This window comes from Sphaerisporangium flaviroseum, assembly GCF_039537005.1.
Classification (GTDB): domain Bacteria; phylum Actinomycetota; class Actinomycetes; order Streptosporangiales; family Streptosporangiaceae; genus Sphaerisporangium; species Sphaerisporangium flaviroseum.
Window position 1 is genome coordinate 63,207 of record NZ_BAAAZR010000038.1, and the last position, 26,458, is coordinate 89,664.

Annotated in this window: 24 protein-coding genes, 1 tRNA gene and 2 riboswitches; of the genes, 19 read left to right on the forward strand and 6 right to left on the reverse strand. The window is 69.4% G+C overall.

Features of this window, described 5'->3' with window-relative positions; genetic code table 11:
- Window positions 1–178: 178 nt before the first annotated feature.
- The 3 genes from ABD810_RS32335 to ABD810_RS32345 form a co-directional block, all read right to left on the reverse strand.
- Complete coding sequence (locus ABD810_RS32335; RefSeq protein ID WP_344949469.1) at window positions 179–373, reverse strand: hypothetical protein; 195 nt, start codon at window positions 371–373, stop codon at window positions 179–181.
- Between the two features lie 134 nt (window positions 374–507).
- On the reverse strand, window positions 508–1,293 hold the full coding sequence (locus ABD810_RS32340) for a hypothetical protein (RefSeq protein WP_344949472.1): 786 nt from the start codon (window positions 1,291–1,293) through the stop codon (window positions 508–510).
- Between the two features lie 143 nt (window positions 1,294–1,436).
- Window positions 1,437–2,159, reverse strand: a complete 723-nt coding sequence (locus tag ABD810_RS32345; protein ID WP_344949475.1) for a FadR/GntR family transcriptional regulator — start codon at window positions 2,157–2,159, stop codon at window positions 1,437–1,439.
- Window positions 2,160–2,303: 144 nt separating this feature from the next.
- Between ABD810_RS32345 and ABD810_RS32350 the strand changes: the two genes are divergently transcribed.
- The 7 genes from ABD810_RS32350 (at window position 2,304) to ABD810_RS32380 (ending at window position 9,855) form a co-directional block, all read left to right on the forward strand.
- Window positions 2,304–3,650, forward strand: coding sequence for a glutamine synthetase family protein (locus ABD810_RS32350; protein WP_344949478.1), 1,347 nt, complete (start codon window positions 2,304–2,306; stop codon window positions 3,648–3,650).
- Between the two features lies 1 nt (window position 3,651).
- Window positions 3,652–4,995 carry an aldehyde dehydrogenase family protein gene (locus ABD810_RS32355; protein WP_344949481.1) on the forward strand — a complete coding sequence of 448 codons (1,344 nt, stop codon included), beginning with the start codon at window positions 3,652–3,654 and terminating at the stop codon, window positions 4,993–4,995.
- Window positions 4,996–5,044: 49 nt separating this feature from the next.
- The gene (locus ABD810_RS32360; RefSeq protein WP_344949484.1) at window positions 5,045–5,809 is read left to right on the forward strand and encodes a 3-oxoacyl-ACP reductase; all 765 of its coding nucleotides are present in this window, start codon (window positions 5,045–5,047) and stop codon (window positions 5,807–5,809) included.
- A gap of 3 nt (window positions 5,810–5,812) precedes the next feature.
- Window positions 5,813–6,544, forward strand: a complete 732-nt coding sequence (locus tag ABD810_RS32365) for a gamma-glutamyl-gamma-aminobutyrate hydrolase family protein (RefSeq protein ID WP_344949487.1) — start codon at window positions 5,813–5,815, stop codon at window positions 6,542–6,544.
- An 18-nt stretch (window positions 6,545–6,562) separates the two neighbouring features.
- Window positions 6,563–6,660, forward strand: a riboswitch (glycine riboswitch).
- Window positions 6,661–6,761, forward strand: a riboswitch (glycine riboswitch). It abuts the riboswitch before it with no gap.
- Window positions 6,762–6,794: 33 nt separating this feature from the next.
- Window positions 6,795–7,886, forward strand: coding sequence for a glycine cleavage system aminomethyltransferase GcvT (gene gcvT / locus ABD810_RS32370; RefSeq protein WP_344949489.1), 1,092 nt, complete (start codon window positions 6,795–6,797; stop codon window positions 7,884–7,886).
- Complete coding sequence (gene gcvH / locus ABD810_RS32375) at window positions 7,883–8,272, forward strand: glycine cleavage system protein GcvH (protein ID WP_344949491.1); 390 nt, start codon at window positions 7,883–7,885, stop codon at window positions 8,270–8,272. The genes gcvT and gcvH overlap by 4 nt, the downstream gene beginning before the upstream one ends.
- A 206-nt stretch (window positions 8,273–8,478) precedes the next feature.
- A complete protein-coding gene (locus ABD810_RS32380) occupies window positions 8,479–9,855 on the forward strand; it encodes an L-serine ammonia-lyase (protein WP_344949493.1) in 1,377 nt (458 codons plus the stop codon).
- A gap of 188 nt (window positions 9,856–10,043) precedes the next feature.
- On the opposite strand, the gene ABD810_RS32385 is transcribed toward ABD810_RS32380, so the two are convergent.
- Complete coding sequence (locus ABD810_RS32385) at window positions 10,044–10,442, reverse strand: DUF6326 family protein (protein WP_344949496.1); 399 nt, start codon at window positions 10,440–10,442, stop codon at window positions 10,044–10,046.
- A gap of 119 nt (window positions 10,443–10,561) precedes the next feature.
- On the opposite strand from ABD810_RS32385, the gene ABD810_RS32390 reads away from it, so the two are divergent.
- The 3 genes from ABD810_RS32390 to ABD810_RS32400 all read left to right on the forward strand — a co-directional run bounded on the left by ABD810_RS32390 (window position 10,562) and on the right by ABD810_RS32400 (window position 13,491).
- Window positions 10,562–11,992: a sensor histidine kinase gene (locus ABD810_RS32390; RefSeq protein WP_344949500.1), complete on the forward strand. Its 1,431-nt coding sequence runs from the start codon at window positions 10,562–10,564 to the stop codon at window positions 11,990–11,992.
- Window positions 11,980–12,651 (forward strand): response regulator, encoded by a 672-nt coding sequence (locus ABD810_RS32395; protein WP_344949503.1) that lies wholly within the window; start codon window positions 11,980–11,982, stop codon window positions 12,649–12,651. Before ABD810_RS32390 ends, ABD810_RS32395 begins: the two co-directional genes overlap by 13 nt.
- Before the next feature lie 240 nt (window positions 12,652–12,891).
- The gene (locus ABD810_RS32400; RefSeq protein WP_344949505.1) at window positions 12,892–13,491 is read left to right on the forward strand and encodes a DUF1877 family protein; all 600 of its coding nucleotides are present in this window, start codon (window positions 12,892–12,894) and stop codon (window positions 13,489–13,491) included.
- Window positions 13,492–13,567: 76 nt separating this feature from the next.
- Here the strand turns inward: ABD810_RS32400 and ABD810_RS32405 are convergent, their stop codons facing one another.
- A complete protein-coding gene (locus ABD810_RS32405; RefSeq protein WP_344949508.1) occupies window positions 13,568–14,359 on the reverse strand; it encodes an ArsR/SmtB family transcription factor in 792 nt (263 codons plus the stop codon).
- 505 nt (window positions 14,360–14,864) lie between these two features.
- Between ABD810_RS32405 and ABD810_RS32410 the strand changes: the two genes are divergently transcribed.
- Window positions 14,865–16,415, forward strand: coding sequence for a hypothetical protein (locus tag ABD810_RS32410; RefSeq protein ID WP_344949510.1), 1,551 nt, complete (start codon window positions 14,865–14,867; stop codon window positions 16,413–16,415).
- Between the two features lie 270 nt (window positions 16,416–16,685).
- Window positions 16,686–17,873 (forward strand): amino acid deaminase/aldolase, encoded by a 1,188-nt coding sequence (locus tag ABD810_RS32415; RefSeq protein ID WP_344949513.1) that lies wholly within the window; start codon window positions 16,686–16,688, stop codon window positions 17,871–17,873.
- A 155-nt stretch (window positions 17,874–18,028) separates the two neighbouring features.
- Here the strand turns inward: ABD810_RS32415 and ABD810_RS32420 are convergent, their stop codons facing one another.
- A complete protein-coding gene (locus tag ABD810_RS32420) occupies window positions 18,029–18,376 on the reverse strand; it encodes a DUF3618 domain-containing protein (RefSeq protein ID WP_344949516.1) in 348 nt (115 codons plus the stop codon).
- A gap of 123 nt (window positions 18,377–18,499) precedes the next feature.
- Here ABD810_RS32420 and bcp point away from each other — a divergent pair, with 123 nt between their 5' ends.
- The 7 genes from bcp (at window position 18,500) to ABD810_RS32455 (ending at window position 26,020) form a co-directional block, all read left to right on the forward strand.
- Entirely contained in the window at window positions 18,500–18,973 is a 474-nt protein-coding gene (gene bcp / locus ABD810_RS32425) for a thioredoxin-dependent thiol peroxidase (RefSeq protein ID WP_344949519.1), read from the forward strand.
- 54 nt (window positions 18,974–19,027) lie between these two features.
- A tRNA-Leu gene (locus ABD810_RS32430) sits at window positions 19,028–19,101 on the forward strand.
- Window positions 19,102–19,140: 39 nt separating this feature from the next.
- Complete coding sequence (locus ABD810_RS32435; protein ID WP_344949522.1) at window positions 19,141–20,253, forward strand: WXG100 family type VII secretion target; 1,113 nt, start codon at window positions 19,141–19,143, stop codon at window positions 20,251–20,253.
- Between the two features lie 429 nt (window positions 20,254–20,682).
- Window positions 20,683–21,864: a sensor histidine kinase gene (locus tag ABD810_RS32440; protein ID WP_344949525.1), complete on the forward strand. Its 1,182-nt coding sequence runs from the start codon at window positions 20,683–20,685 to the stop codon at window positions 21,862–21,864.
- Window positions 21,861–22,535, forward strand: a complete 675-nt coding sequence (locus ABD810_RS32445) for a response regulator transcription factor (protein ID WP_344949527.1) — start codon at window positions 21,861–21,863, stop codon at window positions 22,533–22,535. Before ABD810_RS32440 ends, ABD810_RS32445 begins: the two co-directional genes overlap by 4 nt.
- Window positions 22,536–22,734: 199 nt before the next feature.
- The gene (locus ABD810_RS32450) at window positions 22,735–23,496 is read left to right on the forward strand and encodes an ABC transporter ATP-binding protein (protein ID WP_344949529.1); all 762 of its coding nucleotides are present in this window, start codon (window positions 22,735–22,737) and stop codon (window positions 23,494–23,496) included.
- 1 nt (window position 23,497) lies between these two features.
- On the forward strand, window positions 23,498–26,020 hold the full coding sequence (locus ABD810_RS32455) for an ABC transporter permease (protein WP_344949532.1): 2,523 nt from the start codon (window positions 23,498–23,500) through the stop codon (window positions 26,018–26,020).
- The last annotated feature ends 438 nt before the right edge of the window (window positions 26,021–26,458 follow it).

A 26,458-nucleotide genomic window follows, 5' to 3' on the forward strand; every position in this document is an offset into this window, starting at 1 on the left:
ACCGTCCTGGGCCCTCAATGACCGCCGTGGAGTGGGTGAGCCGTCCTGGCCTTCGATGACCGCCGTGCAGGCGGATGACCGCCGGAGCGATGGATGGAGACCGCCTTCGCGCCGGATGGCCACCCCGGGAGTGGATGAAGGCGATCGTGGTGCCCGGTGACGGTCTCGTCCTCTTGGCTCAGTTACGGACGCCGTACTCGCGGCGGATCTCGTTGGCGGTCTCCTTGATCTGGTCCTGGGTCTGCAGGAGCCGGGCCTCGGCCTCCTCGGTGCGGGCCTCGGCCGCCATGGTCCGGTTGCCGGTGCTCGCGCCCAGACGCCGCTTGGCCTTGGCCTTCAGTTCGCGGATCTTCCACTTGTCCATGAAGCCCATCGCACTTCGCCTCCCTGGTACCGATCATCGTTCGCACCCGCCCACTCCCCTCAGAAACCCAAACCATGCCCTCATGGGGTGATTTGCCAGTCCAGGGGAGGTGCCGGCGGATCGTCCGATCCTCTCGGAGGCGCCTACTTGCCTCCGCGCTCCCCTCGCCAGGCGGGCGGCAGGTCATGGCGGCCGGAGACGAACTCCTGTACCGCGATCTTGGCTCTGATCGCCGGTCGCCGCCAGCGGTTCTCGCGGTGGACGGCCTTCGCCATCTTGGAGGGCCTGGGCCTGCGGGATCCGGGGGCGAAGAACCAGTGGGCCCACGGCGATCCCGGACGCGCCAGCCGTACGGCCCCGGCGATCAGCAGGATCGGCGCGAACAGGCCCGCGAGGCCGGTCCAGATCTTGCCCTTCAGCAAGGTGACGACCGCGAGCACGAGATTGAAGGTCAGGAGGAGGGCCGCCGTCCACCTGCCGCTCGGGGAGGGCTCGGGGGCCTCCCAGCCGAAGGGACGCAAGCCCAGCAGCAGGAGCAGGGTCACGGCGATCGCGACGAACACCGCGTCGACCGAGGCGCGCCCCTCCTCGGACCAGTAGACGTCCCGCAGGTGCAGGATCAGCGCGAACTCGTCGAGCACCAGAGCCGCCCCGACCCCGAAGACGGCCGCCGTCAGGGCGTACCACCCGGACGAGAGCCCGGCACTCACCAGCCCGGCGACCCCGCCGAACAGCATGAGCACCACGCCGAACACGACGTGGTGTACATGGACGTCGCCGACGTTGACGTTACGGAACCAGCCGACCTTCGCCCGGATCAGCCGGACGTTCAGGCGCGTGAACAGGAACGTGACGATCAGCGCCGTAAGGAAGCAGAAGAGCGGCAGCCGTCCGGTGTCGATGATCCGCTCGTTGAACCAGATCCCCACAGGCATCCCCCAGTACCGATGCTACGGTGCCCGCGAGAGTGATCCCCCTGCCGACGGCTCCCCACTCGGGGTCCGTGGCGGCCGCGTGCGGGGACAGGGGTGGCCCAGGGGCAGGTCGGGGCCGGTTCGGAGACCCACGCCGTTCAGGCCAGGAAAGCGCGCAGGAGCGCGGCCGTTCCTTCCAGGTGTTCCACGACGGCCTTCCTCGCGGCCTCGGGATCGCCCGCGAGGATGGCGGCGACCATGGCGGCGTGCTGCGCGGCGGCGTGGTCGATGTTGGGGCCGAGCACAGGGATGGCGTTGAGCAGGTCGGTGACCCGCATTCTGGCGTCCGCGCCGGCGGCGGTGAGCAGCGCCGAGCCGGTCAGCTCGGCGATGGACAGGTGGAAGGCCGTGTCGAGCCGCCGGTAGTCGGCGGGCGCGGCGTCGTTGACGTCCGCGAGGCGCCGTTCCAGCGTCGCCCGCTGGTCCTCGGTGAGCTCCATGGCGGCCAGCACCTGGGCGGCGCCGCATTCGATCGCCATGCGGAACGTCAGCGCGTCGGCGAGCTCGGAGGGCCCCATCTCGATCACGGCCCTGCGCAGGTCGCCGTGGCGCGGCAGCGGCTGCTCGTAGACGACGAACGCTCCCCCGTAGCGGCCACGCCGCACATCGAGATGGCCGGCGTCCTGGAGCGCCCGGATGGCCTCCCGGAGCGTGACCCGGCTGATTCCGAGCTGGGCGGCGAGCTCGCGCTCCGCGGGCAGCTTCTCGCCGGGCGCCACCACCCCGAGTTTGATCGCCTGGAGCAGGCGTTCGACCGTCTCCTCGAAGGCGTTTCCCGCCCGGACAGGCCGGAGGAATGCGACGAGCTGGGGCTCGCTCATCACGTCCCCCCTCGAACCGGCTCCAATGGTTCGAGATTAGTCCATTCGGCAGCTTGGAGCTCTTGAACCGTTGACGTGGAGCGCCCGCTGGTGCTTGCATGCCTCCAATGGTCTGTTTCCAGACTTTTGCGGGAGGGGAGTGCCGTGCTCACCGTCGACCAACTGCGTGAAGAGGTGTCCGCCGGGCGGGTGGACACCGTGCTTCTGGCCGTCGTCGACATGCAGGGACGCCTCCAGGGCAAGCGGCTGTCCGCGCGCTACTTCCTGGAGGAGGTGCTGAACCACGCCGCAGAAGGGTGCAACTACCTCCTCGCCGTGGACATCGACATGAACACGGTCGACGGTTACAGCATGTCGTCCTGGGAGCGGGGCTACGGCGACTTCGTCATGCGGCCGGATCTGTCCACCCTTCGCCGGGTGCCCTGGCAGGACGGCACGGTCATGCTGATGGCCGACCTGCTGTGGGAGGACGGATCCGACGTCATCCCCTCCCCGCGCCAGATCCTGCGCGGGCAGATCGCCCGGCTGGCCGAGCGCGGCTGGGGCGCCTTCGTCGGCACCGAGCTGGAGTTCGTCGTCTACAACGACAGCTACGAGAACGCCTGGTCCAAGGCCTACCGCGACCTCACCCCCGCGAACCAGTACAACGTCGACTACTCCCTGCTCGGCGGCGCCCGTGTCGAGCCCCTGCTGCGCCGCATCAGGCTCGGCATGGAGGGCGCGGGCATGTACGTCGAGTCCGCCAAGGGCGAGTGCAACCTCGGCCAGCACGAAATCGCGTTCCGCTTCACCGAAGCGCTCGCCACCTGCGACAACCATTCGATCTACAAGAACGGCTCCAAGGAGATCGCCGCCCAGGAGGGCATGTCGCTGACCTTCATGGCCAAGCCGAACCAGCGTGAGGGCAACTCCTGCCACATCCACATCTCCCTGCGTACGGGCGAGGGCGAGCCGGTGATGGCCGGAGACGGGCGGCACGGGCTGTCGAAGATCGGAGAGCACTTCATCGCCGGCCAGCTCGCCGCCATGCGCGAGTTCACGCTGCTCTACGCGCCCAACATCAACTCCTACAAGAGGTACGTCCCGGGGAGCTTCGCCCCGACCGCGGTCAAGTGGGGGGTGGACAACCGCACCTGCTCCCTGCGCCTGGTCGGGCACGGCCCCTCGCTCCGCATCGAGAACCGTGTGCCCGGCGGAGACGTCAATCCCTACCTGGCGGTGTCCGGGCTCATCGCCGCAGGCTTGCACGGCATCGAGAACGAGCTGCCGCTGGAGGACGCCTACCCCGGCAACGCCTACTCCGCGGGCGCCGAGACCGTCCCGACCACGCTGCGCGAGGCGCTCGCCCTCTGGGAGGGCTCGAAGATCGCCAAGGACGCGCTGGGCGAGCAGGTCGTCGAGCACTACGCGAACAACGCCCGGGTCGAGCTGGCCGCCTTCGACGCGGCCGTGACGGACTGGGAGCTCTTCCGGGGATTCGAGCGGATGTGACATGAAGATCATCAACCCTGCCAGCGAGGACGTGCTCGCCGAGATCGAGCTCGCCGACCTGGCCGAGACCGACCGGGCCGTGGAACGCGCCAGGAAGGCGCTCCCGGCCTGGCGCGAGGTCGCGCCAGGCGACCGCGCCCGCCTGCTCAGGCGCTTCGCCGACCTGGTGGAGCGCCACGGCGACGAGCTTGCCCTGCTGGAGCTCGCGAACGCCGGGCACACGATCGGCAACGCCCGCTGGGAGGCCGGCAACGTCCGTGACGTGCTGCACTTCTACGCGGGCGCGCCGGAGCGCAACCATGGCAGGCAGATCCCGGTGCCGGGCGGGGTGGACATCACCTTCGCCGAACCGCTCGGCGTCGTCGGGGTGATCGTGCCGTGGAACTTCCCCATGGTGATCATGATGTGGGGAGCGGCTCCGGCGCTCGCCGCCGGCAACACCGTTATCGTGAAACCCGCCGAATGGACCCCGCTGACGGCTTTGAGGCTGGCGGAGCTGGCCCTCGAAGCCGGCCTCCCCGAGGGGGTGCTCCAGGTGCTGCCTGGAGCAGGGGAGGTCGCGGGGGCCCGGCTCGTGGAGCACCCCGGGGTCAACAAGATCGTGTTCACCGGGTCCACCGAGGTCGGCAAGCTGATCGCCGCCAGGGCCGCCGAGAACGTCAAGCGGGTCACGCTGGAGCTCGGCGGCAAGAGCGCCAACGTGGTGTTCGCGGACGCCGACCTCGACCAGGCCGCCGCGACCGCGCCCTCGGCGGTCTTCGACAACAGCGGCCAGGACTGCTGCGCGCGCTCCCGCATCCTGGTGGAGCGCTCGGTGTACGACGCGTTCCTCGACCGGCTGGGCGCGGCCGTCGAAGGGCTGACCGTCGGCGACCCGAGCGACCCCGGCACCGACATGGGGCCGCTGATCAGCGCCGAGCAGCGCGAGCGGGTGTCGTCGTTCGTCACCGGCACGCCGCGCTTCCAGGGGACCTGCCCGTCCGGCAAGGGCTTCTGGTTCCCGCCGACCGTGCTGACCCACGACTCGCTGGACGACCGCGCGTTCACCGAGGAGATCTTCGGCCCCGTGGTCAGCGTGGTCGCCTTCGAGGACGAGGCCGAGGCCATCCAGATCGCCAACAACACCAAATATGGCCTTTCAGGGTCGATCTGGACGCGGGACGTGGGACGGGCACTGCGCGTGGCCCGCGCGATCGAGGCGGGCAACCTCTCGGTCAACTCCCACTCGTCCGTGAGGTACTGGACGCCCTTCGGCGGCTTCAAGCAGTCTGGGCTGGGCAGGGAGCTCGGCCCCGACGCCCTGGCCGCCTTCACCGAGACCAAGAACGTCTTCATCGCCCACTGAGCCCGCTGGGCTCCGCTCACCTCACCAAGGCACCAGGGAGTTCGTCACTATGCAACGTCTGCGGGACCGCGTCGCCGTCATCACGGGGGCGGCGGGCGGCATCGGCCTCGCCACGGCACGCCGCTTCGCCGAGGAGGGCGCCAAGGTCGTGTGCGCCGACCTCGACGAGGTGGGTGGCGCCAAGGCGGCGGACGAGGTCGGGGGCCTGTTCGTCCGCACCGACGTCACCAGCGAGGAAGACGTCAGCCACATGTTCGAGACGGCGTTCGAGACCTACGGCAGCGTGGACATCGCCTTCAACAACGCCGGCATCTCGCCTCCCGACGACGACTCGATCCTGTCCACCGGCATCGAGGCGTGGCGACGAGTTCAGGACGTCAACCTGACCAGTGTGTACCTCTGCTGCAAGCACGCCATCCCTTACATGCGGCGCCAGGGCAAGGGGTCCATCATCAACACCGCCTCCTTCGTGGCGGTGATGGGCTCGGCGACCTCCCAGATCTCCTACACCGCCTCCAAGGGCGGGGTGCTCGCCATGTCACGCGAGCTCGGGGTGCAGTTCGCCCGCGAGGGCATCCGCGTCAACGCGCTCTGCCCGGGGCCGGTCAACACCCCCCTGCTGCAGGAGTTGTTCGCCAAGGACCCCGAGCGGGCCCAGCGGCGCCTCGTCCACATCCCGGTCGGCCGGTTCGCCGAGGCCACCGAGATCGCCGCCGCCGTCGCGTTCCTCGCCTCGGACGACGCGAGCTTCATCACCGGTGCCGAGTTCCTGGTCGACGGCGGCATCTCCGGCGCCTACGTGACCCCGGTGTAGCCCATGCCACCTCCGGCCGCCGGCTCTGGCGCGCGACCCGTCATCGGCATCACCTGCTACGTGGAGCCCGCCGCCTTCACCGTGTGGCGGATGCCGGCCGCGCTGCTGCCGTACACCTACATCGAGCACGTCGTCAGGGCGGGTGGCCAGCCGGTCATCCTGCCCCCGGCGGGAGATCCCTCCTCGCTGGTGGGGCGGCTCGACGGCCTGATCGTGGCGGGCGGGGGCGACGTCGATCCCGGCAGATACGGCGAGCAGCCGCACCAACAAACCGGATACGTCCGGAAATTTCGTGATGAGGCGGAGTTTGGGCTGGTCGAGGCGGCACTGAAGGCGGGCACCCCGTTCCTGGGGATCTGCCGGGGCCTTCAGGTCCTGAACGTCTCCCTCGGCGGCAGCCTCCACCAGCACCTGCCCGACGTGGTGGGCCACGGCGGCCACTCCCCCGCCCCCGGCGAGTTCGGCCACCTGCCCGTACGACTGGCGACCGGCAGCATGATCGCGGACGTGCTGGGGGCCGAGAAGGTCGGCGCCGCCCACTACCACCACCAGGCCACCGACCGCCTGGGCGAAGGGCTCACAGTGTCCGCGACCTCGGACGACGGCACCGTGGAGGCGGTGGAGCTCCGGGATCATCCCTTCGCGCTCGCCGTCCAGTGGCACCCCGAGGCGGGCCAGGAGGGCCACCTGTTCGAGGCGTTGGTCACCGCCGCGACGAGCGGCCGTCATTGGTAAGGTGGGCGGGAACACCGATGATCCCGTGCGGGAGAGCGTCCTGACATCCGGTCAGGACCCCTGAAGGAGCAAGTCCTCCCCGCGAACCTCACAAGGCAAAGGACCGCGCGGGCCAGGTGATCTCTGGAAAGCAGGCCCCCTACGCGGGCCTCGCCGAAGGTGAAAGTCCGGTAAATCCCGGGCGAAACTCTCAGGCACCGATGACAGAGGGGGAGGATGCTCTCATCCAACCCTGTCTGAGGTGCGCATCATGTCCCGACCCACACCGCTCCGCGAGGTGCACGAGAGCCTCGGCGCGACGCTCACCGACTTCGCCGGCTGGCTCATGCCCTTGCGTTACGGCAGCGAGTCCGCCGAGCACAACGCGGTGCGCATGGCCGCCGGGCTGTTCGACCTCTCCCACATGGGCGAGATCTTCGTCACCGGCCGGCAGGCAGGTGAGTCGCTCGACCACGCGCTGGTCGGCCACCTGTCGGCGCTGGAACCCGGCCGCGCCCGCTACACCATGATCTGCGCCGAGGACGGCGGCGTGCTCGACGACCTGATCGTCTATCGCCTGGGCGACGAGGAGTTCCTCGTCGTGGCCAACGCCTCCAACTACGAGCGGGTGGCCGCCGAGCTCACCGCGCGGGCCGGCGGTTTCGATGCCGAGGTCGACGACCGGTCCGACCGCTACGCCCTGATCGCCGTCCAGGGGCCGCGCGCCCAGGAGATCGTCGGCTCGCTCACCGACGCCGATCTGGCCGGCCTGAAGTACTACGCGGGACTGCCCGCCACCGTCGCCGGGTCCGAGGCCCTGATCGCGCGCACCGGATACACCGGCGAGGACGGCTTCGAGCTGTTCGTCGCCGCCGAGGACGCCGTGCCGCTGTGGCAGGAGCTCACCAAGGCTGGCGACGCGTACGGCCTGCGTCCCGCCGGGCTGTCCGCCCGCGACACGCTGCGCCTGGAAGCGGGAATGCCGCTTTACGGCAACGAGCTGAACGCCGGGCTGACCCCCTTCGACGCCGGCCTCGGCCGCGTCGTGAAGTTCGACAAGCCGGGCGACTTCGTCGGCCGCGCGGCCCTCGCGCCGCTGAAGGACGTCCCCCCGCGCCGGCGCCTGACCGGCCTGGTCGCGCGGGGTCGCCGAGTACCGCGCCACGGCTACCCCGTGGTGTCGCGGACCGACGGCACCGTCGTTGGAGAGGTCACCAGCGGCGCGCCTTCCCAGTCCCTCGGCAAGCCGATCGCGATGGCCTATGTGGACACCAACGTGTCCGAAGGGCTCGCGGTCGACATCCGTGGTAGCCATGAACCGGTCGACGTGGTTGACCTGCCTTTTTACCGGAGGAGCATGTGAGCAGCATTCCCGAGGAGCTCAGCTACACCAAGGAGCACGAGTGGGTGGCCGGTCTCGACGACGGCCTCACCGTGACCGTGGGCATCACGGCGTACGCCGCTGACGCGCTGGGTGACGTGGTCTACGTTCAGTTGCCCGAGACGGGTGCGACCATCGAGTCCGGGGACGCCATCGGGGAGGTCGAGTCCACCAAGTCCGTCAGTGACATCTACGCCCCGGTCACCGGTGAGGTCGTCGAGGTCAACCAGACCGTCGTGGACGACCCCTCGCTGGTCAACTCCGACCCGTACGGCGAGGGCTGGTTGTTCCGTGTGCGCATCGAGGGCACCCCTGAGGAGCTCCTCACCCACGAGCAGTACGCCACCGTCACCTCCGCCGAGTCCTGACGGTCCCCGATACCCCGTCCCTCATCCCGAGGACCGGCCACGCAGGGATCCACCCCTCCCATGGCCGGCGCCTCGACGACCGATCACCTGGCCTTCGGGCTCGGCCGAGGTACCACCGTCACCTCGGCCGAACCCGGTGGTCGCGGCGTGCCACCTGTGCTCGCCGGAGCATTCCGAGCACAACCCGTTCCGAAGGGCGGAGATCAATGGCGATCAGCGTCTTCGATCTGTTCAAGATCGGCATTGGGCCGTCGAGCTCCCACACGGGCGGCCCGATGGCGGCGGCGCACAAGTTCGCCCGAGGACTTGACCACGACGGGTTACTGGAGAAGACCGCCCGGGTCGAGGTCATCCTCTACGGCTCGCTCGGGCTGACCGGCAAGGGGCACGGCAGCGACAAGGCGGTCCTGCTGGGCCTGTCGGGCGAGAAGCCCGAACTGGTCGACGTCGACACCGTCGACGAGCGGATCGCGCGGATGCGCGCGTCCGGCACCGTGACGTTGTACGGCTCGCATGAGATCCCGTTCGTCATCGGCGAGGACCTGGTCTTCGAACGGAAGATCTCCCTCCCGCACCATCCCAACGGGATGCGTTTCACCGCCTTCTCCGCGGAGGGCGAGTCCCTACGCGAGAAGACCTACTACTCGGTGGGCGGCGGCTTCGTCGTGGACGAGAACGCCACCGGGGCCGACCGCATCAAGGCCGACGACACCGAGCTCCCCTACCCCTTCACCACGGCGGCGGAGCTCCTCGCCCACTGCGCGGAGAGCGGCCTGTCGATCTCCGGGCTGATGCTGGAGAACGAGCAGGCCTTCGGGCGGACCGAGGCGGAGATCCGTGCTGAGCTGCTCAGGCTCTGGCAGGTCATGGCCGAGTGCGTACGACGGGGCTCCGCCAAGGAAGGCGTGCTCCCGGGCGGCCTCAAGGTCAAGCGGCGGGCCAACCAGCTTCTGCGCCGGCTGCAGGTCGAGGCCCCCGAGAAGGACCCGCTCCAGACGATGGACTGGGTCACGCTGTTCGCCCTCGCCGTGAACGAGGAGAACGCCGCGGGCGGGCGCATCGTCACCGCGCCCACCAACGGGGCCGCGGGCATCATTCCGGCGGTGCTGACCTACTACGACCGGTTCACCCCGCAGGCCGACGAAGAGGGCGTCGTGCGTTTCCTGCTCACGGCCGGGGCGATCGGCGTGCTGTTCAAGGAGAACGCCTCCATCTCCGGTGCCGAGGTGGGCTGCCAGGGCGAGGTGGGCTCGGCCTGCTCGATGGCGGCGGCAGGCCTCACCGAGGTGCTCGGCGGCACGCCTGAGCAGGTCGAGAACGCCGCGGAGATCGGCATCGAGCACAACCTCGGCCTGACCTGCGACCCCATCGGCGGCCTGGTCCAGATCCCGTGCATCGAGCGCAACGCGGTCGCCTCCATCAAGGCCATCGCCGCATCCCGCATCGCCCTACGCGGCGACGGCCGCCACTTCGTCTCCCTGGACAAGGCCATCAAGACCATGCGGGATACGGGACGGGACATGCTCGACAAGTACAAGGAGACCAGCCGAGGCGGTTTGGCTGTCAACGTCATCGAGTGCTGAGCATTACTACAAACGGGATATACGCCCCACCCGGCACCCATTGGTTGGGGCGCCCATTTGCTTCCCACCCAGCCCGGAAACCACCTAAGACCAGCAGGTATAGGAGATGCCCACGACCGGCCGGGCTTCGGACATGCCCGGCCCCGTTGGGACCTGACTTTTCAGGAAGAAAAGGGGTCGCGGAGGGCTCACGGGGTCGTGGTGGGTGGTGTTTCCTCGCGCCATCGCCATGCGAGGCGCAGGATGAGTGCCAGGCACACCAATTCCATGGCGGCCAGGACGAGGTAGTGCGGACTTGTCGATCCGCCGCCGATGACGAATGCCGCGGTCAGGGCGATCGCCACGAAGTTGACCCAACGGTTCACCGTTGGTTTCAACGTTCGAGACAGCACCACCATCAAGATCGGAACCTCGACCATGACCGCGGATGCCACCAAGAGTTGTTGAGTGACTCGAACGCCTTCCGCGTACCCCGTCATGAGTCCCCGGAGGAATTCGGGGTTCAGGAAACCGAGGATATCGGCGTAGATCATATTGAACAATACGACGATCCACAGCGTCGAAAGCTTTCCTCGTACGTCACTCATCTTGGCCTCATCGCCTTTCTGTACCATTCAAGGGCTAGATGTCGCTAGATGTCGTCGAAGCGCGGCCAAGGAGCCCAGGAACCGGGAGAACACCTGTCTGCGAGTACGCTCTCCACGGCTTGTCCTCAACGCAGTGGGGATTTCCCGCCGAGGCCAGTCGCTCTGACGATGCAGATCAGGCTGCCGGAGCGGCCGGGTACACCGCTTCGGTCCGAAGTCGACATCAGCCCGCCGAAAGTCGCCATTCCGGCATCTACTTTGGTCGGATGCCGGAGGGCCGGGCGCCGCCGTATATTTTGACCGTGGCGACCCCGGCGGTCCTGAATGATGAGATCCCGCTACCCGCTGGACTGGTCAGCGGCCCCGACCCCGACGAGGTGCGCCTGACCGGGCGCTCGGTGCGCGACTGGGTGGTCGACGTCCTGTGTTTTCTGCTGGCAATCGCCTTCACGGTGCTCACCCTGATCGACAGCATCGAACAGCACCTCCCACCGGTGCCGTTCGCCGTGGACCTCATCCTCGGCGGGCTGAGCTGTCTCGGGATGTGGCTGCGCCGGCGCTGGCCGGTCGGTTTAGCGGTCATCGTGGGTTTGTTCAGCATCTATTCGATGTCCGCCGCCGGCGTGGCAATGATCGCGCTGTTCACCGTCGCGGTGCACCGGCGCTTCGCGGTGGTCGGCCCGATCACGGCCGGGTATGCGCTCACCTCGTCCGTATCGCTGCTGGTGCGACCGGACGTGTCGGTGTCGCACTGGTCGCAGGTCGTGCTGGGAGTCGCCTGCGCCGCTGCGGTCCTCGCCTGGGGCATGTTCGTCCGCGCCCGGCGACAGCAGCTCGTCGCGGCGCGGCGCGAACGGGTCCGGCGGGCCGTGGCCGAACAGGAACTGCGGGTAGCCCAAGCCCGCCAGGCCGAGCGGAACCGGATCGCCAGGGAGATGCACGATGTGCTGGCCCACCGCCTTTCCCTGCTCAGCCTGCACGCCGGGGCGCTGGAGCTGCGTCCCGGAGCGCCGCCCGATGAGGTCGCCCGCGCCGCCGGGGTGATCCGGGAGAGCGCCTACCAGGCGCTGGAGGATCTCCGGGAGGTGATCGGCGTGCTCCGCGCCGACCGAGTCGATGTGGATGGGGCCGATGAGCCGCCGGACCGGCCCCAGCCAACCCTGGTCGACCTCCCCGAACTCGTCGACCAGTCGCGGCGCGTCGGGATGCGGGTGCGGCTCGAATGTCAGGTGTCCGACCCGACGGCCGCACCGGCGGCGATCGGACGTAGCGCTTACCGGATCGTGCAGGAGGGTTTGACGAACGCCCGCAAGCACGCCCGCGATGCCGAGGTATCGGTGGCCGTGCACGGGTCCGCGGGCGACGGCCTGACCGTCGAGATACGCAACCCTTGCCTGGTGAGCGCCGCCGACACCGCAGGCATCCCAGGCGGCGGTGCCGGCCTCATCGGGCTCAGCGAGCGGACCGGCCTCGCCGGCGGACGACTGGAGCACGGTCGTACCCCCGCAGGTGACTTCCGGCTGTGGGCGTGGCTGCCATGGCCGACGTGAACGCCCCGGTCCGGGTCCTCATCGTCGATGACGACCCGCTCGTCCGGGCGGGCCTCGCGATGATCATCGGCGCCTCACCCGCCCTGAACATGGTGGGCGAGGCGGCCGACGGAGCCGAAGTGGCTGCCGCGGTAGACGCCTGTGCCCCGGACGTGGTGCTGATGGACATCCGCATGCCCACGCTCGACGGCCTCGCCGCCACCGAACTGCTCCGCGCCCGGACCGACCCGCCCGAGGTCATCGTCCTGACCACCTTCGACGCCGACGAGTACGTGCTCCGCGCGCTGCGTGCCGGTGCCAGCGGTTTCCTGCTCAAACACACACCGCCGACCGAGATCCTGCGCGCGATATCTCGGGTGTCGGCCGGTGAGCCGATCCTGTCGCCCACGGTGACCAGGCAACTGATCGCCCACATCAGCGACACCGGCGCCGACGCCCGACGGCGGCACGCCAGAACCGTCCTGGGCCGGCTCAGCGACCGGGAACGAGAGGTGGCCGTCGCCGTGGGCCGGGGCAGGTCCAACGCTGAGATCAGCAGCGAGCTGTTCATGAGCGTCGCAACGGTGAAAGCCCACATGTCACGAATCCTTAACAAGCTCGATCTTAACAACCGTACTCAGATCGCCCTACTAGCCCACGACGCCGGCCTGACCGGCTGACTCTGGCGGCAACTGGGTGCCCCGATCAAATGGGCGCCGGGCGGGGTTCACTGGCTTAGCCGTCCACCGCGACCTTCTCTTCGCCTAGCTGCGACTCCGCGTACGAACTCAAAGCAACGGTATGACAGTGGTCGACACCCTGATGGCCCTTGTCCGCCGTCTCGTCCTAAACTTCGGCGCGTCTTACGACAGACGTTGCGCACCTGCCCGATCACGTGTCTCTGACGGAAGAAGCCTCTTGTGGGACTCGATCTATCGGCCTCGCCGGTTCGGCTGAACTCACCTGCGGTGCGTCTCATTCAGGTCGACGCACAGGCGTGGGAGTTCGCCTCGCTTCATCCGCCTTTCACTTCCCCCTCCCCCTATGACGAGCCGTTGCCTGACGTCAGCCGCGAACTGCTGGCCACCCTTCCGGAAGGTTTCGGCATCGCCCGCCCCTACCCGGACCGCTCGTACGGCCAGGCCGAATATCTCCTCGACCCGGCGGGCTACAGAGCGCTGACCGGCTGGCCCGAGCGGGAACGGTCACTGCCGTACCGGATCATCGAAGGGGACCGGCCCTTCGCCGATCATGCCACCGGTGGTCAAGGCGTTCCATGGCGGTGCTCCACGGCATCCTTCCTCGCCGAAGCAGCCGCCACGATCGATGCGATCGACGTAGCGGCTGCCCGTCAAGAGTTCTTTGTCGCCGACATGTGGGCTCTCGGCGTCTACAAGGTGTCCCAGACCGAACGTGACGACGAAGCGTTCAAGCGGGTGCTGAACAATCTGCGACAGCTTGCCCGCTACTACCACCGGCTCGTTGAGCACGGCTTGGACCTCATCATCGAGAAGGACTGAGCTTCCCTCTGGGCGGTCGCCTCGGCGGGCCGGTCCGGCGGCACCTCGCGACGTCGTCGAGCCCCGATCGGGGAGGTCACGCATCGTCCGGCAGCGGTTCGCCGGTCTCCAGCAGCGACTTCAGGCTCGACACCACGTTCGGCCAGCCGTGGCTGACCATCTCGGCCAGGCCCGATCCGGGCTCGAAGCCGTCGTGCACGACGGTGAGCTTCACGACCTGCGCGGCCTCCTCAATCGTGAAGGTGACCTTTGAGCGGGCCTCGCCGGACAGCCGGGCGAGCAGCTCCTCGTCCCAGCCGAAGCGCTTGGCGAGCTCCGGGGTGATGGCGTGCCAGGTGTAGGAGAGCCGGCTGTAGGGTTCGGCCTCCAGCACGACCTGCTCCGGGTCGCTGATCAGCACGCCGTGGTTGTCCCAGGTCATCGGCGAGCCGACGGACCAGTCCGTGGTGAACTCCGTGGCCCAGTAGCGGCGGGTGAAGGCGGGCTCGGTCAGCGCCTGCCAGAGCTTCTGCGGGGTGGTGCGGATGTAGGTGGTGTAGACGAAGGTCGGCGCGTCCATCGAGGTCTCCTCCAGGGCGAGTTTCAGATCTGCCAGGGCTTGGACCCTGGCCCGGTCGTAGCGGCTGATCCACCGGTGGGCGATCTCGTGCACGGGCGCGGCGTTGAGGTAGTGCAGCTTCTCCCGGCCCCGCCGCACGGTGGCGACGAGCCCGGCCTCCTCCAACACCGCGAGGTGCTTGCTGACGGACTGCCTGGCCATGTCGAGCCCGGCGCACAGCTCGCGCAGCGTCTGCCCGTTGCGGGCGTTGAGCGCGTCGAGCAGCGCGCGCCGGCTCGGATCGGCCAGAGCCTTGAACACCTCGTCCATGTCCGCCCCTCGTACCCAGGTTGCCGCCGGTCGATATGCAGCCATCCGGCTGCCTTTTAACTTAGGCAGCCATATGGCTGCCTGTCAAGACGCGCGCCTACGACAGGCGGATGCGAAAGCCGATCGTCCTCGGTCCGTCCTCGCAGGTGCCGACGCGCACCGCGCACAAAGATCCCACCCGCCGGCCAATCATCGGCACCACCCCGGCGGACAGCAGGTGGGCCCATGCTGGGTGGGCGGCAAATGGGTTCCCCGATCAAATGGGTGCCGGGTGGGCCTTCATTTGATCGGCTCTCACCTCACCCAGGTCCATCTTTGTAGTGCCCGCCTGCCGACCCGAGAGAGCCCCGGCCTGCCGGGCCGACCATCGAGAGCCTCGCGCCGGAGAGGGCCGGCGGCCGTCTCGTTCACGACGCGGGGTCCGGGGAGCCTGTGGATGAGGGGCGCGGCGGGTTGTGGGGTGCGCCTAGCATGAAGGGCCTGTCGTCCCCCTGAGGAGGTCCAGGTGCTGCCGGGCACGGATCCGAACGCGGCCGGCCCCACGGCCGCGGAGACATCCAGCGCGCACGCCACCTCCCCAGCGACACATTCCGCCAGTCCCGGCAGCACGACCCATGCCGGGAGCACGGCGCAGGGCGGGAGTTCGGCGCAGGGCGGGAGTGCGGTGGGGGCCGGGTTCGGTCGGTCGTTCCTGTGGGCTCACTGGGTCTTCCTTCTCGCGCTGGTCGCGGGCGCGGCCCTCAGAGCGGTCGCCATGCTGGGTTACCGCCCGGCGCTCTGGTTCTGGGCCGACTCGTTCGTCTACGTCAACGCCGCCCTCGACCCCCAGCCGCTCGATTCGCGCCCTTCGGGTTACTCGCTCTTCCTGTGGCCGCTCCGGCCGCTGGAGAGCTTCGGTGCCGTCGTGGCCGTCCAGCATCTGCTCGGGCTCGGCATGGCGGTGTGCGTCTACGCGCTGCTCCGCCGCCGGACCGCACTGCCCGGATGGGGCGCGACGCTGGCGGCCGTTCCGGTGCTGTTCGACGTCCACATGGTCCAGCTCGAGCATCTGATCATGGCTGACCTGCTGTTCACCTTCCTGGTGACGGTGGCGGTCACCGTCCTGCTCTGGCGGGACCGGCCCACGGTGTGGACGGCCGCCGCGGCCGGGCTGCTGCTGACGGCCGCCACCCTCACGCGGACCGTAGGGCTCCCCGTCCTGATCGTCGCGCTCGTCTGCATGGTGCTCGCGCGGGCGTGCCTGCGCGCGGTGCTGGCCTGCGCGCTCGCCGGGGCCATCGGCATCGGCGGCTACGCGGTGTGGTTCCACAGCGAGCACGGAAGCTACGGCCTCGGCCAGAGCAACGTCTGGCTCTGGGCACGCACGATGAGCTTCGCCGACTGCGCGAAGATCAAACCGCTGGGCGAGGAGAAGGTCCTCTGCCCTGACGAGCCCGTCGGCGCCCGTCCCGCGCCCCCCGTCTACATCTGGGACGCCCGGTCACCTCTCGCCAAGGTCAAGAAGGACTCCGACCGCGAACGGCTCGCGGGACTGTTCACCACACAGGCGATCAAGGCGCAGCCGGTCGACTTCCTGCTGACCGGCATCAGGGACGCCCTGTGGAGCTTCGAATGGACACGCCGGGTGTACCCCACCCCCGGCCCGCAGAGCGCCTACGTCTTCCCCGGGTCGATCAAGCCGTTCACCGACAAGGTCGCGTCCTCCGGCCGTACGGCGCCTCAGCTCACCGCCGCCTACCAGGGACGCAGCGCCGACACCGTGGTGGTCGAGCCGTATGCCGGGCTCCTGCGCGACTACCAGGAGCAGGGCTACCTCCGGGGTCCCCTCCTGGCGGTGATCCTGCTCGCGGGCCTGTTCGGCGTCCTCGTGCGCTGGCGACGGCTGGGCGGTCCGGGACTCCTGCCGTGGGCCGTCGCCGTGACGCTGCTCCTCCTGCCCCCGCTGATCGCGGCGTTCGACCACCGGTACGTCCTGCCGGTAATTCCGGTGGCGTGCATGGCGGCGGGGCTGGCCTTCGAGGGCCTACGGCGCAAGCCGTCCCACACCGGGCACTGAAGGCCGGAACGTCACTCGGCGCAGCCGCTCACGCAGCGGGCCCGGCGCGCCCGTGTGGCCCGCGGCGACCGAGAACGATCATGCTGGACGTTCGCGCCTCGGCGACCTGCCGGCGGTCCACCCGATCCAGCCACTGTACCCACGAGGGTTCCGGGGCGGCCCGCCCGTGGGACCGGACATGTCCAGCCGGCCCCCGTTCGCTGCAAGCCGCACCAGGGCCTAGGCCAATGTGACCTAGGCTCATTTCGGCCCCCGGTTTAAGCTTCGGTCATGGACGACCGCCAGCGCTACGACCGCGCCACCGCGGATCTGGACCCTCCCTTCGCGATTGTCGACCTGGCCGCGCTCCAGACCAACGGCGCCTCAATGGCACGCCGGGCTCGGGGGAAGCCGATCCGGGTGGCCAGCAAGTCGATCCGCTGCCGGGCCATCCTCAAGCGCGTGCTGGAGATGGACGGCTTCGCCGGAGTCATGGCGTTCACGCTTCCCGAGGCGTTGTGGCTGGCCGCGGACGGGTTCTCCGACATCCTCGTGGCCTACCCCACGGCCGACCGCGGGGCGCTGGCCCAGCTCGCGGGCGACCCCCGGGCGGCGCGGGAGATCACGCTGATGGTCGACTGCTCGGAGCATCTGGACGCCATCGACGAGGCGGTCGACGGCGTGCACTCACGCCACGAGCTACGCATCTGCCTTGATATCGACGCGGGCTTCACCATGCTCGCCGGCAAGTTCCGCGCCGGAGTGCTGCGTTCCCCCGTGAGGGAGCCGGAGCAGGCGGTGGAGCTGGCCGCGGAGATCGCCAAGCGTCCCGGGTTCCGGCTGGCCGGCCTGATGGCCTACGAGGCGCAGGTCGCCGGTATGGGCGACCGGGTGCCCGGGCCGTACGGCCAGGCGATCCGGTGGATGCAGGCCCGGTCGCAGCGGGAGCTGGCGAGCCGCAGAGGACGCATCGTCGAGGCGGTCCAGCAGATCACCGACCTGGAGTTCGTCAACGGCGGCGGCACGGGCTCGCTGGAGAAGACCACACGCGAGAAGGCGGTCACCGAGATCGCCGCAGGCTCGGGCTTCTACCACCCGCGCCTGTTCGACTTCTACCGGAGCTTCACCGGCCGCCCCGCCGCGCTGTTCGCGCTTCCGGTCGTGCGCAGGCCCGTCCCCGGCACGGTGACCGTCCTTGGCGGCGGCTACCACGCCTCGGGCTCCCCCGGGCCTTCCCGCCTGCCGCAGCCCTACCTTCCGGCCGGGCTGCGCTACGACCCCAATGAGGGCGCGGGCGAGGTCCAGACCCCCTTGCTCGGCCAGGCGGCCCACGACCTGAGGATCGGCGACCGGGTGTGGTTCCGCCACGCCAAGGCGGGAGAGCTCTGCGAGCGCTTCGACGCGCTGCACCTGGTCGAGGGCGACCGCGTGATCGAGACCGTGCCGACCTACCGCGGTGAGGGCCGCACCTTCCTGTGACCCGACGGGCCGGCCGCCGCTTCCTCTGACCCGACGAGCCGACCGGCGCTGTCTGTGACCCGGTGGGTCAGCCGCCGCTTCCCTCTGACCCGATGAACCGGCCGCCGCTTCTTCTGACCCGACGGGCCGGCCGCCGCTGTCTGTGACCCGGTGGGTCAGCCGCGGCGCCGGCGCCAGAGGGCGATGGCGGCGCCCACCACCACGACGGCGCCCACGCCGATGAGGATCGGTGCGAGGTTGCGTGCCGGGTAGTCGTCCTGCCAGCCGTGCTCGTCGTCTCCATAAGACGCCTGCTCTGCGAACTTCGCCGGAAAGGCCACGCCGACGACCATGTCGCGGGCCGCCGTGACCAGTTGCTCGGCGTTGGCCTTCACCCTGGCCACACCACGCTCCGCGACCCGCTTGGGGCTGACGCGGTCCGCGATGGCGTCCACAGTGAGTGCCAGCTCCGCCCGGGTGCGCTCGATTTCCTTCTCGAGCGCCTCGGGATCGGTGTCCGCCATGACGATCCCCTTCTCTTCCTCCCGGGCGAGCCGCCCTCGCTCGGCTCGCCGCTACGTTTGCGCGATCAGTCTGTCAGGTCGGGTAACCATCCGGCACGGTGGGCGTGCCGGTAGGTTGTCACCGTGACGCAGACGAGACTCGAGCCCGGCGACGCAGCACCCGACTTCACCCTGCCCGACGCCGAAGGCACGAACATCAGCTTGGAATCGTTCCGCGGCAAGCGGGTCATCCTCTACTTCTACCCGGCCGCGATGACGCCCGGCTGCACCAAGCAGGCGTGCGACTTCCGCGACAGCCTCGAAAGCCTGACCGCCGCAGGGGTCGCCGTGCTCGGCGTGTCGAAGGACTCCCCACAGAAGCTGGCGAAGTTCGCCGAGCGCGACTCGCTGACGTTCCCGCTGCTCTCCGACCCCGATCTCGGGGTGCACCAGGCGTACGGCGTCTACGGCGAGAAGACGATGTACGGCAAGACGACGGTCGGCGTGCTGCGATCGACCTTCGTCATCGACGCCGACGGCAAGATCGAGAAGGCGCTGTACAACGTGAAGGCCACAGGTCACGTCGCACGGCTCCGCAAAGATCTCGGCCTGGTCTAATCTGTACGGCTGCCGCCCCGTGCTCAACTAGGATGGCGCAAGCCGTACATGCGCGGGGTCGTAGCCCAATGGCAGGAGGCACAGGTTTTAGGTACCTGACAGTGTGGGTTCGAATCCCACCGACCCCACCCGGCAAGGCGCCTTCCCTCGCGTGAGGAGCAACCCCTATGGGGGCTACGCCCGGTGACTTCATCACTTCGGCTCCGAGTGTCTGGGGTGCGTCGAACGCGGCATTGGCCGCGAGCGTCTTCCCGCCTTACTCGTCGATCGCCCTCGTGCTGGGCGCCATGGTCTCCGACCCGGCTCAGATGTGGCACAGCGCCGAGAGATTCGAAAAGGTGGCCAAGCTCGTCCGCTCCGCGAACAGCGAGATGACGGAGAGGGTCCACCAACACGCGGGCAGTTGGGACGAGAAGGGGAAGGACGCCTTCTTCGCTACCCGTCTGCGGCCCTACCAAGGAGCGCTCGAACAGGCCGCGGACATGTACGACGACATGGCGAGCACGCTTCGCGGAAACGCCCTCTCCTACTCCCACGTCGGGACCACGTCCATGGTCCTCGGCTCGATGCTCCTCAACCACTCTGCCGCGTATGTCGTGACCAGGCCGCTACCCGGCGCCAACGTCGCGGCGCAGTCCGCGGCGAGCCTCGCGGCGATGAGAGCGCAGGTGGCGGTGGGGCGCCTCGTCGAGGGCCTGAAAGTGGCCAACGCTTGGGCGGCGGACCTGTTCACCACCGCGGCATCACGGTTGCCCATGTTGGTCCGTCTGACCAAAGCGCCCCTGACCACCGGCGCGACACTCGCCTTCACAGGTGTGCCGGCCGCCATCTGGGGCGGCTCCGGCGCATTCCACGTCGCCATCACGGCCGCTCCGGCCCTGGAGGAGAGCGTGAGGACCGTGCCCTGGCCGAAGGAGCTCGGGGCGGGGACCGCCGCGCCGCAGGGGTTTCGAGCACCGACGGCCAAGCAGGTCGATGATCTCAAGCGCATCCATCCCGAGTCCATCCTGGCTCTCGGCAAGGACCTGGATACCAGCGCCGCCGCGACACTCGGCGAAGCGTACGAGCTCGCCAGGACCGTCGAGGTCGGCTTGCCCGGGTTCGGGGCGGTCGGCACGCATCTCGCCTTCGCCTTCAGCGCCATGCGCAACAGCGCGGCAGAACAGCTCGCAGGCAGCCGGGACGAGCCCGGCACGTGGTTGCCCGCGTTGAGGACCGTGGCCGGCAACTGGGTCTCCGCCGAGGAAGCGACCATGGACGCCGTCAAGCGGGTGCGATAGCTCCGAGTCGGGCGATCTTCCCCTGGCGGGGGGCCAGCCAGTGGGCGATGTCGGCGATCACGGCCGCAGCGACGTGCTGGGGCGACCCGTAGTCGGCGGGCGTGCCCCCGAACGTACGAGAGCCGCCTTCAACCGGTGAAGGCGGCTCTAATCGCAATCAGCCCGCTGGGCGTGGGGCGTCAAGCGTGGGAAGTGGAGGCGATCAGGTCCTCGGGGTCGCGTGGCGGTTCCCCCATGCCACGCGACCCGTCGTCTTTCTACCCGGCATCTCGATCTCCCTTTACTCACCCGGAGGTGCTCCCAACAAGAACTATTCCGTATGGGACGTAAGAGCGGTGTAAGCCATTTCGTCCCGTACGACCTGGGTCGTAGACGCAGATCCCTCTCCAGAGGGAAGGTCGTTGAACTGGGCGAACGTAGGGTTGAATCGTGTTCGGTAGACTACGCGCCTGGGGATCCCGCAACGAGGGGCTGGTCGACGCGCTCTTCATCGCGCCGATCATTTTCATCTGCCTGTCGGCGGCCGGAAACTACTCGGGTGACGGGCACCTGCCGGGCGTGATCAATCTCGGCGCCTTCGGCTATCTGGCGCTGAGCGCCGCGCTCATGGCCCCGCTCGTCTGGCGGCGACGCCGTCCCGTCCACGTGTTCGCCGCCATCGCCCTCATCAGCTTCGGCCAGTGGCTGGCCCCGATCGAGCCGATCCCGGCCAACCTCGCGGTCCTGGTGGCCATGTACGGCGTGGCCTCGTACCGCCGCCTCCGCTGGGCCATCGCCGCCGGGGCGGTGGTCGAGCTGGGAGTGTGCCTGGCACTGATCCGCTGGGGCGAGCTGAGCCCGTGGAGCATGGCCTCCGGCTCGCTCTTCGTCGTCGTGACCTGGATGGGCGGGATCTACGCCAACACCCGGCGGCGTTACCTCGAAGGCCTGGAGGAGCGGGCCGAACGCGCCGAGCACGAGCGCGACCAGCAGGCCCGTATCGCCACCGCGGCCGAACGCGCGCGCATCGCCCGCGAGCTCCACGACGTCGTCGCCCACAACGTGAGCGTGATGATCGTCCAGGCCGACGGCGCGGGATACACCATCGACAGCGACCCCGAGCAGGCGCGACGGGCCGTACAGACGATCTCGAGCACCGGACGGCAGGCGCTCGCCGAGATGCGCCGCCTGGTCGGGGTGCTCAGGCAGGACGACGGGCACGAGGAGGACTACGCGCCGCAGCCCGGCGTCGGGGAGCTCGACGGGCTGGTGACGCACATCCGCCAGTCGGGCCTGCCGGTGGAGTTCACGGTCACCGGCGCCCGCCGTGAGCTGCCGGAGGGCGAGCAACTGGTCATCTTCCGCATCGTCCAGGAGGCCCTCACCAACGCGCTGAAGCACGGTGGTCCCGGCACCCGGGCACGGGTCGAGATGGAGTACGGTCCGCGGGAGGTCAGGTTGCGCGTGACCGACGACGGGCGGGGCGCGGCGGCGCCCCGCAGCATCGACGGGCACGGGCTGATCGGCATGCGGGAACGCGTCGCGATGTACGACGGAAGCGTCCACGCTTCCCCGTGCCCCGGAGGAGGGTTTCAGGTGGCCGTGCGACTTCCCGTGAGCAGGGCGGCGTGAGCGTCAAAGTGGTGCTCGTCGACGACCAGGAGCTGGTCCGCACCGGATTCCGCATGGTCCTCGGGGCCCAGCCCGACATCGACGTCGTCGGGGAGGCCGCCGACGGCGCCGCCGCGGTGGAGTTGCTCGGCTCGGTACAGGCCGACGTCGTGCTGATGGACGTGCGCATGCCGCGCATGGACGGCGTGGAGGCGACCCGGCTGATCCGGGCCATGGCCGACCCGCCCAAAGTGCTGATCCTGACGACCTTCGACCTCGACGAGTACGCCTTCTCGGCGTTGAAGGCGGGGGCCTCGGGGTTCCTCCTCAAGGACGTGCCGCCGTCCGACCTCATCAGCGCGATCCACTCCGTGCATGTGGGGGACGCGGTGGTGGCGCCCAGCACGACCAGGAGGCTGCTGGAGCGGTTCGCCGCCCACCTGCCCGGCACGGCGGCGGAGCCGGACGGCCTGCGGCAGCTCACCGTCAGGGAGCGCGAGGTCCTGGTGCTGGTGGGGCGGGGCCTGTCCAACCTCGAGATCGCGGAGCGGCTGACCCTCGCGGAGGCCACGGTGAAGACTCACCTCGGCCGCGTGCTCGCCAAGCTCGGGGTGCGCGACCGCGCGCAGGTGGTGGTCTACGCGTACGAGACCGGCCTGATCACGCCGTTCGGCAAGGGCCCCGAGGCATGACGGCGGCCTCGACCGGCGTGGCGTCGGCCGAAAGTCTGAGTCACGGCTACCCCGTCAGTCGCACGGGGCCCACGTCGCCGTCCCCTCTGGGGTAGACGAGGTCCGTTCCCAGGAGCCATGGTTCGCGGTTGGACCGGCAATAGCGTTGATCTCGCGGTATTTCCGCATTTCAACTGCTTAGCGCTTGAGGAGCCATCACGTGACCATCATCGGAGAGGAAGCCGTCCGCCGGACCGCGCCCGCCGCCGTCGTCGCCACAGGAGTGACGAAGGTCTACGGCCAGGGCGACGCCGCCGTACACGCGCTACGCGGGGTCGACGTCGGATTCGACTCCGGCGCCTTCACCGCGATCATGGGTCCGTCGGGCTCCGGCAAGTCCACCTTGATGCACTGCCTGGCCGGGCTGGACACCGTCACCGAAGGCCAGGTGCGCATCGGGGACGTCGACATCACCCGGCTGGGAGACAAGCAGCTCACGCTGCTGCGGCGTGAGCGGGTCGGCTTCATCTTCCAGGCGTTCAACCTGCTCCCGACGCTCACCGCCGAGCAGAACATCCGCCTGCCGCTGGACATCGCGGGCCGCCAGGCCGACCAGGAACTGTTCGACACGGTCATCCGCAGCGTCGGGCTCGGCGACCGGCTCAAGCACAAGCCCAGCGAGCTGTCCGGCGGCCAGCAGCAGCGCGTCGCGGTCGCCCGGGCGCTCATCAGCAAGCCCCAGGTCATCTTCGCCGACGAGCCGACCGGCAACCTGGACTCCCGCAGCGGTGCGGAGGTGCTGTCGTTCCTGCGTACCTCGGTGCGCGAACTCGGCCAGACCATCGTCATGGTCACGCACGACCCCGTCGCCGCCTCCTACGCCGGCCGCGTGGTGTTCCTCCGCGACGGCGTGCTGGTGACCGAGCTTGCGGAGCCCTCCCCGCAGACCGTGCTCGACACGCTGATGAAGCTGGAGAGCTGAGGTGATCCGCACCACTCTCGCAGGGCTGATGGGGCACAAGCTCCGGCTCCTGCTCACCTCGCTGGCGATCACGCTGGGGGTGGGGTTCATCGCGGGCACGTTCGTGCTCACCGACACCCTCGAAGCCGGATTCGGCCAGCGGATCGCCGCCTCCGCCGACAAGGTGGACGTGGCGGTGCTCCCTCCCCGCTCGGACGGTGACAAGCCCGCCCGCCTCCTCGCGAGCGATCTGGTCAAGGTCCGCGCCGCCGCCGGCGTCGCCGACGCCCAAGGGCTCGTCCAGGGGGACGCCGCGCTGATCGGGAAGGACGGCAAGGCCGTCGGTGACTTTCCGACCGCCGGCGTCTCCATCGCCACCGGCAGGCTGAACCGTACGGCGATCACCGCCGGTACCGCACCGGCGGCCGGTGACCAGGTCGTCATCGACGAGAACACCGCCAAGACCCGGGGCTTCACGCCCGGGGACACGGTGGAGGTGCTGGACGGCGACCGCGAGCCTCACACCTTCCACGTCGTCGGGCTCTTCGATGTGGGGATCGACCAGCGCCTCGCCTACTCGGGCGCGGTGGGGTTCACCACCGCCACCGCGCAGGCGATGACGGGCGAGAAGGTCTTCACCGAGATCGACGTCCTGGCGGCGGACGGCGTCTCGCCGGAGAGCCTGAAGACCGCTGTCGCGTCGGCGCTCGGCGGCACGGGGTACCGCGTCTGGACCGGCGAGCAGCTCGCCAAGGAGCTCGCCCGGACCAACGGCGCCAACACCGAGTTCCTCACGCTGGGGCTGCTGATGTTCGGCCTCGTCGCGATGCTGGTGGCCGCACTGGTGATCTACAACACGTTCAACATCCTGGTCGCGCAGCGTGCCAGGGAGATGGCGCTGATGCGGTGTATCGGGGCCACCCGCAAACAGATCTTCGGTTCCATCATCCTGGAGTCGACGGCGGTCGGGCTGGTCTCGTCGGCAGTGGGCCTGATCACCGGGCTCGGCCTCGGCGCGGGCGCGCTCGCCGTGCTCAAGGCGACCGGGCAGGACCTGCCCTCCGCGGGCGTGTCGCTGGCGCCGCGGACCATCGCGCTCGCCCTGGTCATCGGCCTGGTCGTCACCGTCGGGGCGGCGCTGCTGCCCGCGCGTACGGCCACCGAGGTCGCCCCCATCGCGGCGCTGCGCACCCAGACCGAGGAGCACACGTTCAAGGCCGGTCTGGTGCGGATCGTTTTCGCCGCGCTCTTCCTGGCGTCCGGTGCGGGTGCCACGGCGGCCGGGGTCTCCCTGGAGGCGGGGCCGGAAGGGCTCTTCGTCGTCATGGGCGGCGGCGTGCTGACCTTCTGCGCGGTGCTGATCCTCGGGCCGGTCATCGTCAGGCCGCTCAGCGCGTTCGCGGGCTGGGCGCCCGCCAAGCTGTTCGGCGTCCCCGGCAGGCTGGCGATGGACAACTCGCGGCGCAACCCGAAGCGGTCGGCCACCACGACGGTCGCGCTGACGATCGGCGTGACGCTGATGACGCTGATCTCGGTCATCACCGCGACCACCCGGGCCACGTACACGGCCCAGCTCGACCAGCAGTTCCCGGTCGACTACATGGTCTCCGCCCAGTTGACCAACGCCTCGGGACCCGGTGACGGCGCCCTGCCCCCGGCTCTCGCCGCCGGCCTGCGGGCCAGGCCCGAGCTGGCCTCGGTGGTGCAGATCCGGCAGACCGAGGCCCGGATCGGCGGCGACCGGACGCAGGTCGGCACGTTCAGCGGGCCGTACGAGCCGGTCCTGCGGCAGGGCTCCATGCGGGGCTTCACGACGGGGTCGGCGGTGGTGGCGGACCACATCGCCACGAACCTCCGGGTGAAGCCGGGAGACACGATTTCGCTGACCACGCCGAAGGCGGGCACCGTGAACCTCACGGTCGCCGGGGTCATCGACTCGGGCTCGATGCTGCTGCCTGCCGTCACGGTGCCGGACGGCGCCTTCGAGAAGTACTTCGGCCGGCTCGACGACCACCAACTGCTCGTCAACGCCAAGGACGGCGTGACCGCCGACGTCTCCAGAAGGGCGGTCGAGGCGGCGACCCAGGCGTACCCGACCGCCAAGGTGCTCAGCTCGACGGAGGTCAGGAGCCAGTTCGACGAGGTGCTCGACATGACGCTCATGATCATCACGGGGCTGCTCGGCCTGGCGATCCTCATCTCGCTGCTGGGCATCGCGAACACGCTCAGCCTGTCGGTGCACGAACGGACCCGGGAGTCGGCGCTGCTCAGGGCGCTGGGCCTGACCCGGCCACAGCTCCGCAGGATGCTCTCGGTGGAGGCGCTGATCCTCGGCCTCATCGGGGCGATCGTCGGCGTGACACTAGGCGTGATCTTCGGCTGGGCCGCGACCCAGACCCTGGTGGAGGACACCCTGTTCCGGGTCCCCCTGACGCAGGTGCTGCTGTTCGTCCTCCTGTCGGGCGTCGCCGGGGTCCTCGCGGCCGTACTACCCGCCCGCAAGGCCGCCCGAGCCTCCATCGTCACCTCCCTGGCGAGCGAGTGACGCACTGCCCACAACGGCCCACCCCGCCAACCACCACCAACAGCGAACCACCACTAACGGCGAACCACCACTAACGGCGAACCACCACTAACGGCGAACCACCGCTAACGGCGCCGACCTCACCACCCCACACCCCACCGCCCCGGCGCTGGACAAAACCACCCACAACGACGAAAGCAGCGGCCACCCACGACGGCCAGGGACCGTGGCCGGGTAGGCAGTGACAGCGACGCGGCTGAGCCCGCGCCCGAGCCGGGCCTGGTAGCGGTGTGGCCGGGACGGCTCTACCGGGGACGTCGCCCCAGCCACTGATCCGCGACAGCCCCGGGGCACAACACGCGGGCGCACCGAACCTCGCCCGGGGGTGGGGTCCAGCCGAAACGGCCTAACCGGGGGCATCGCCCCAGCCACTGATCCGCGACAGCCCCGAAGTCCAGC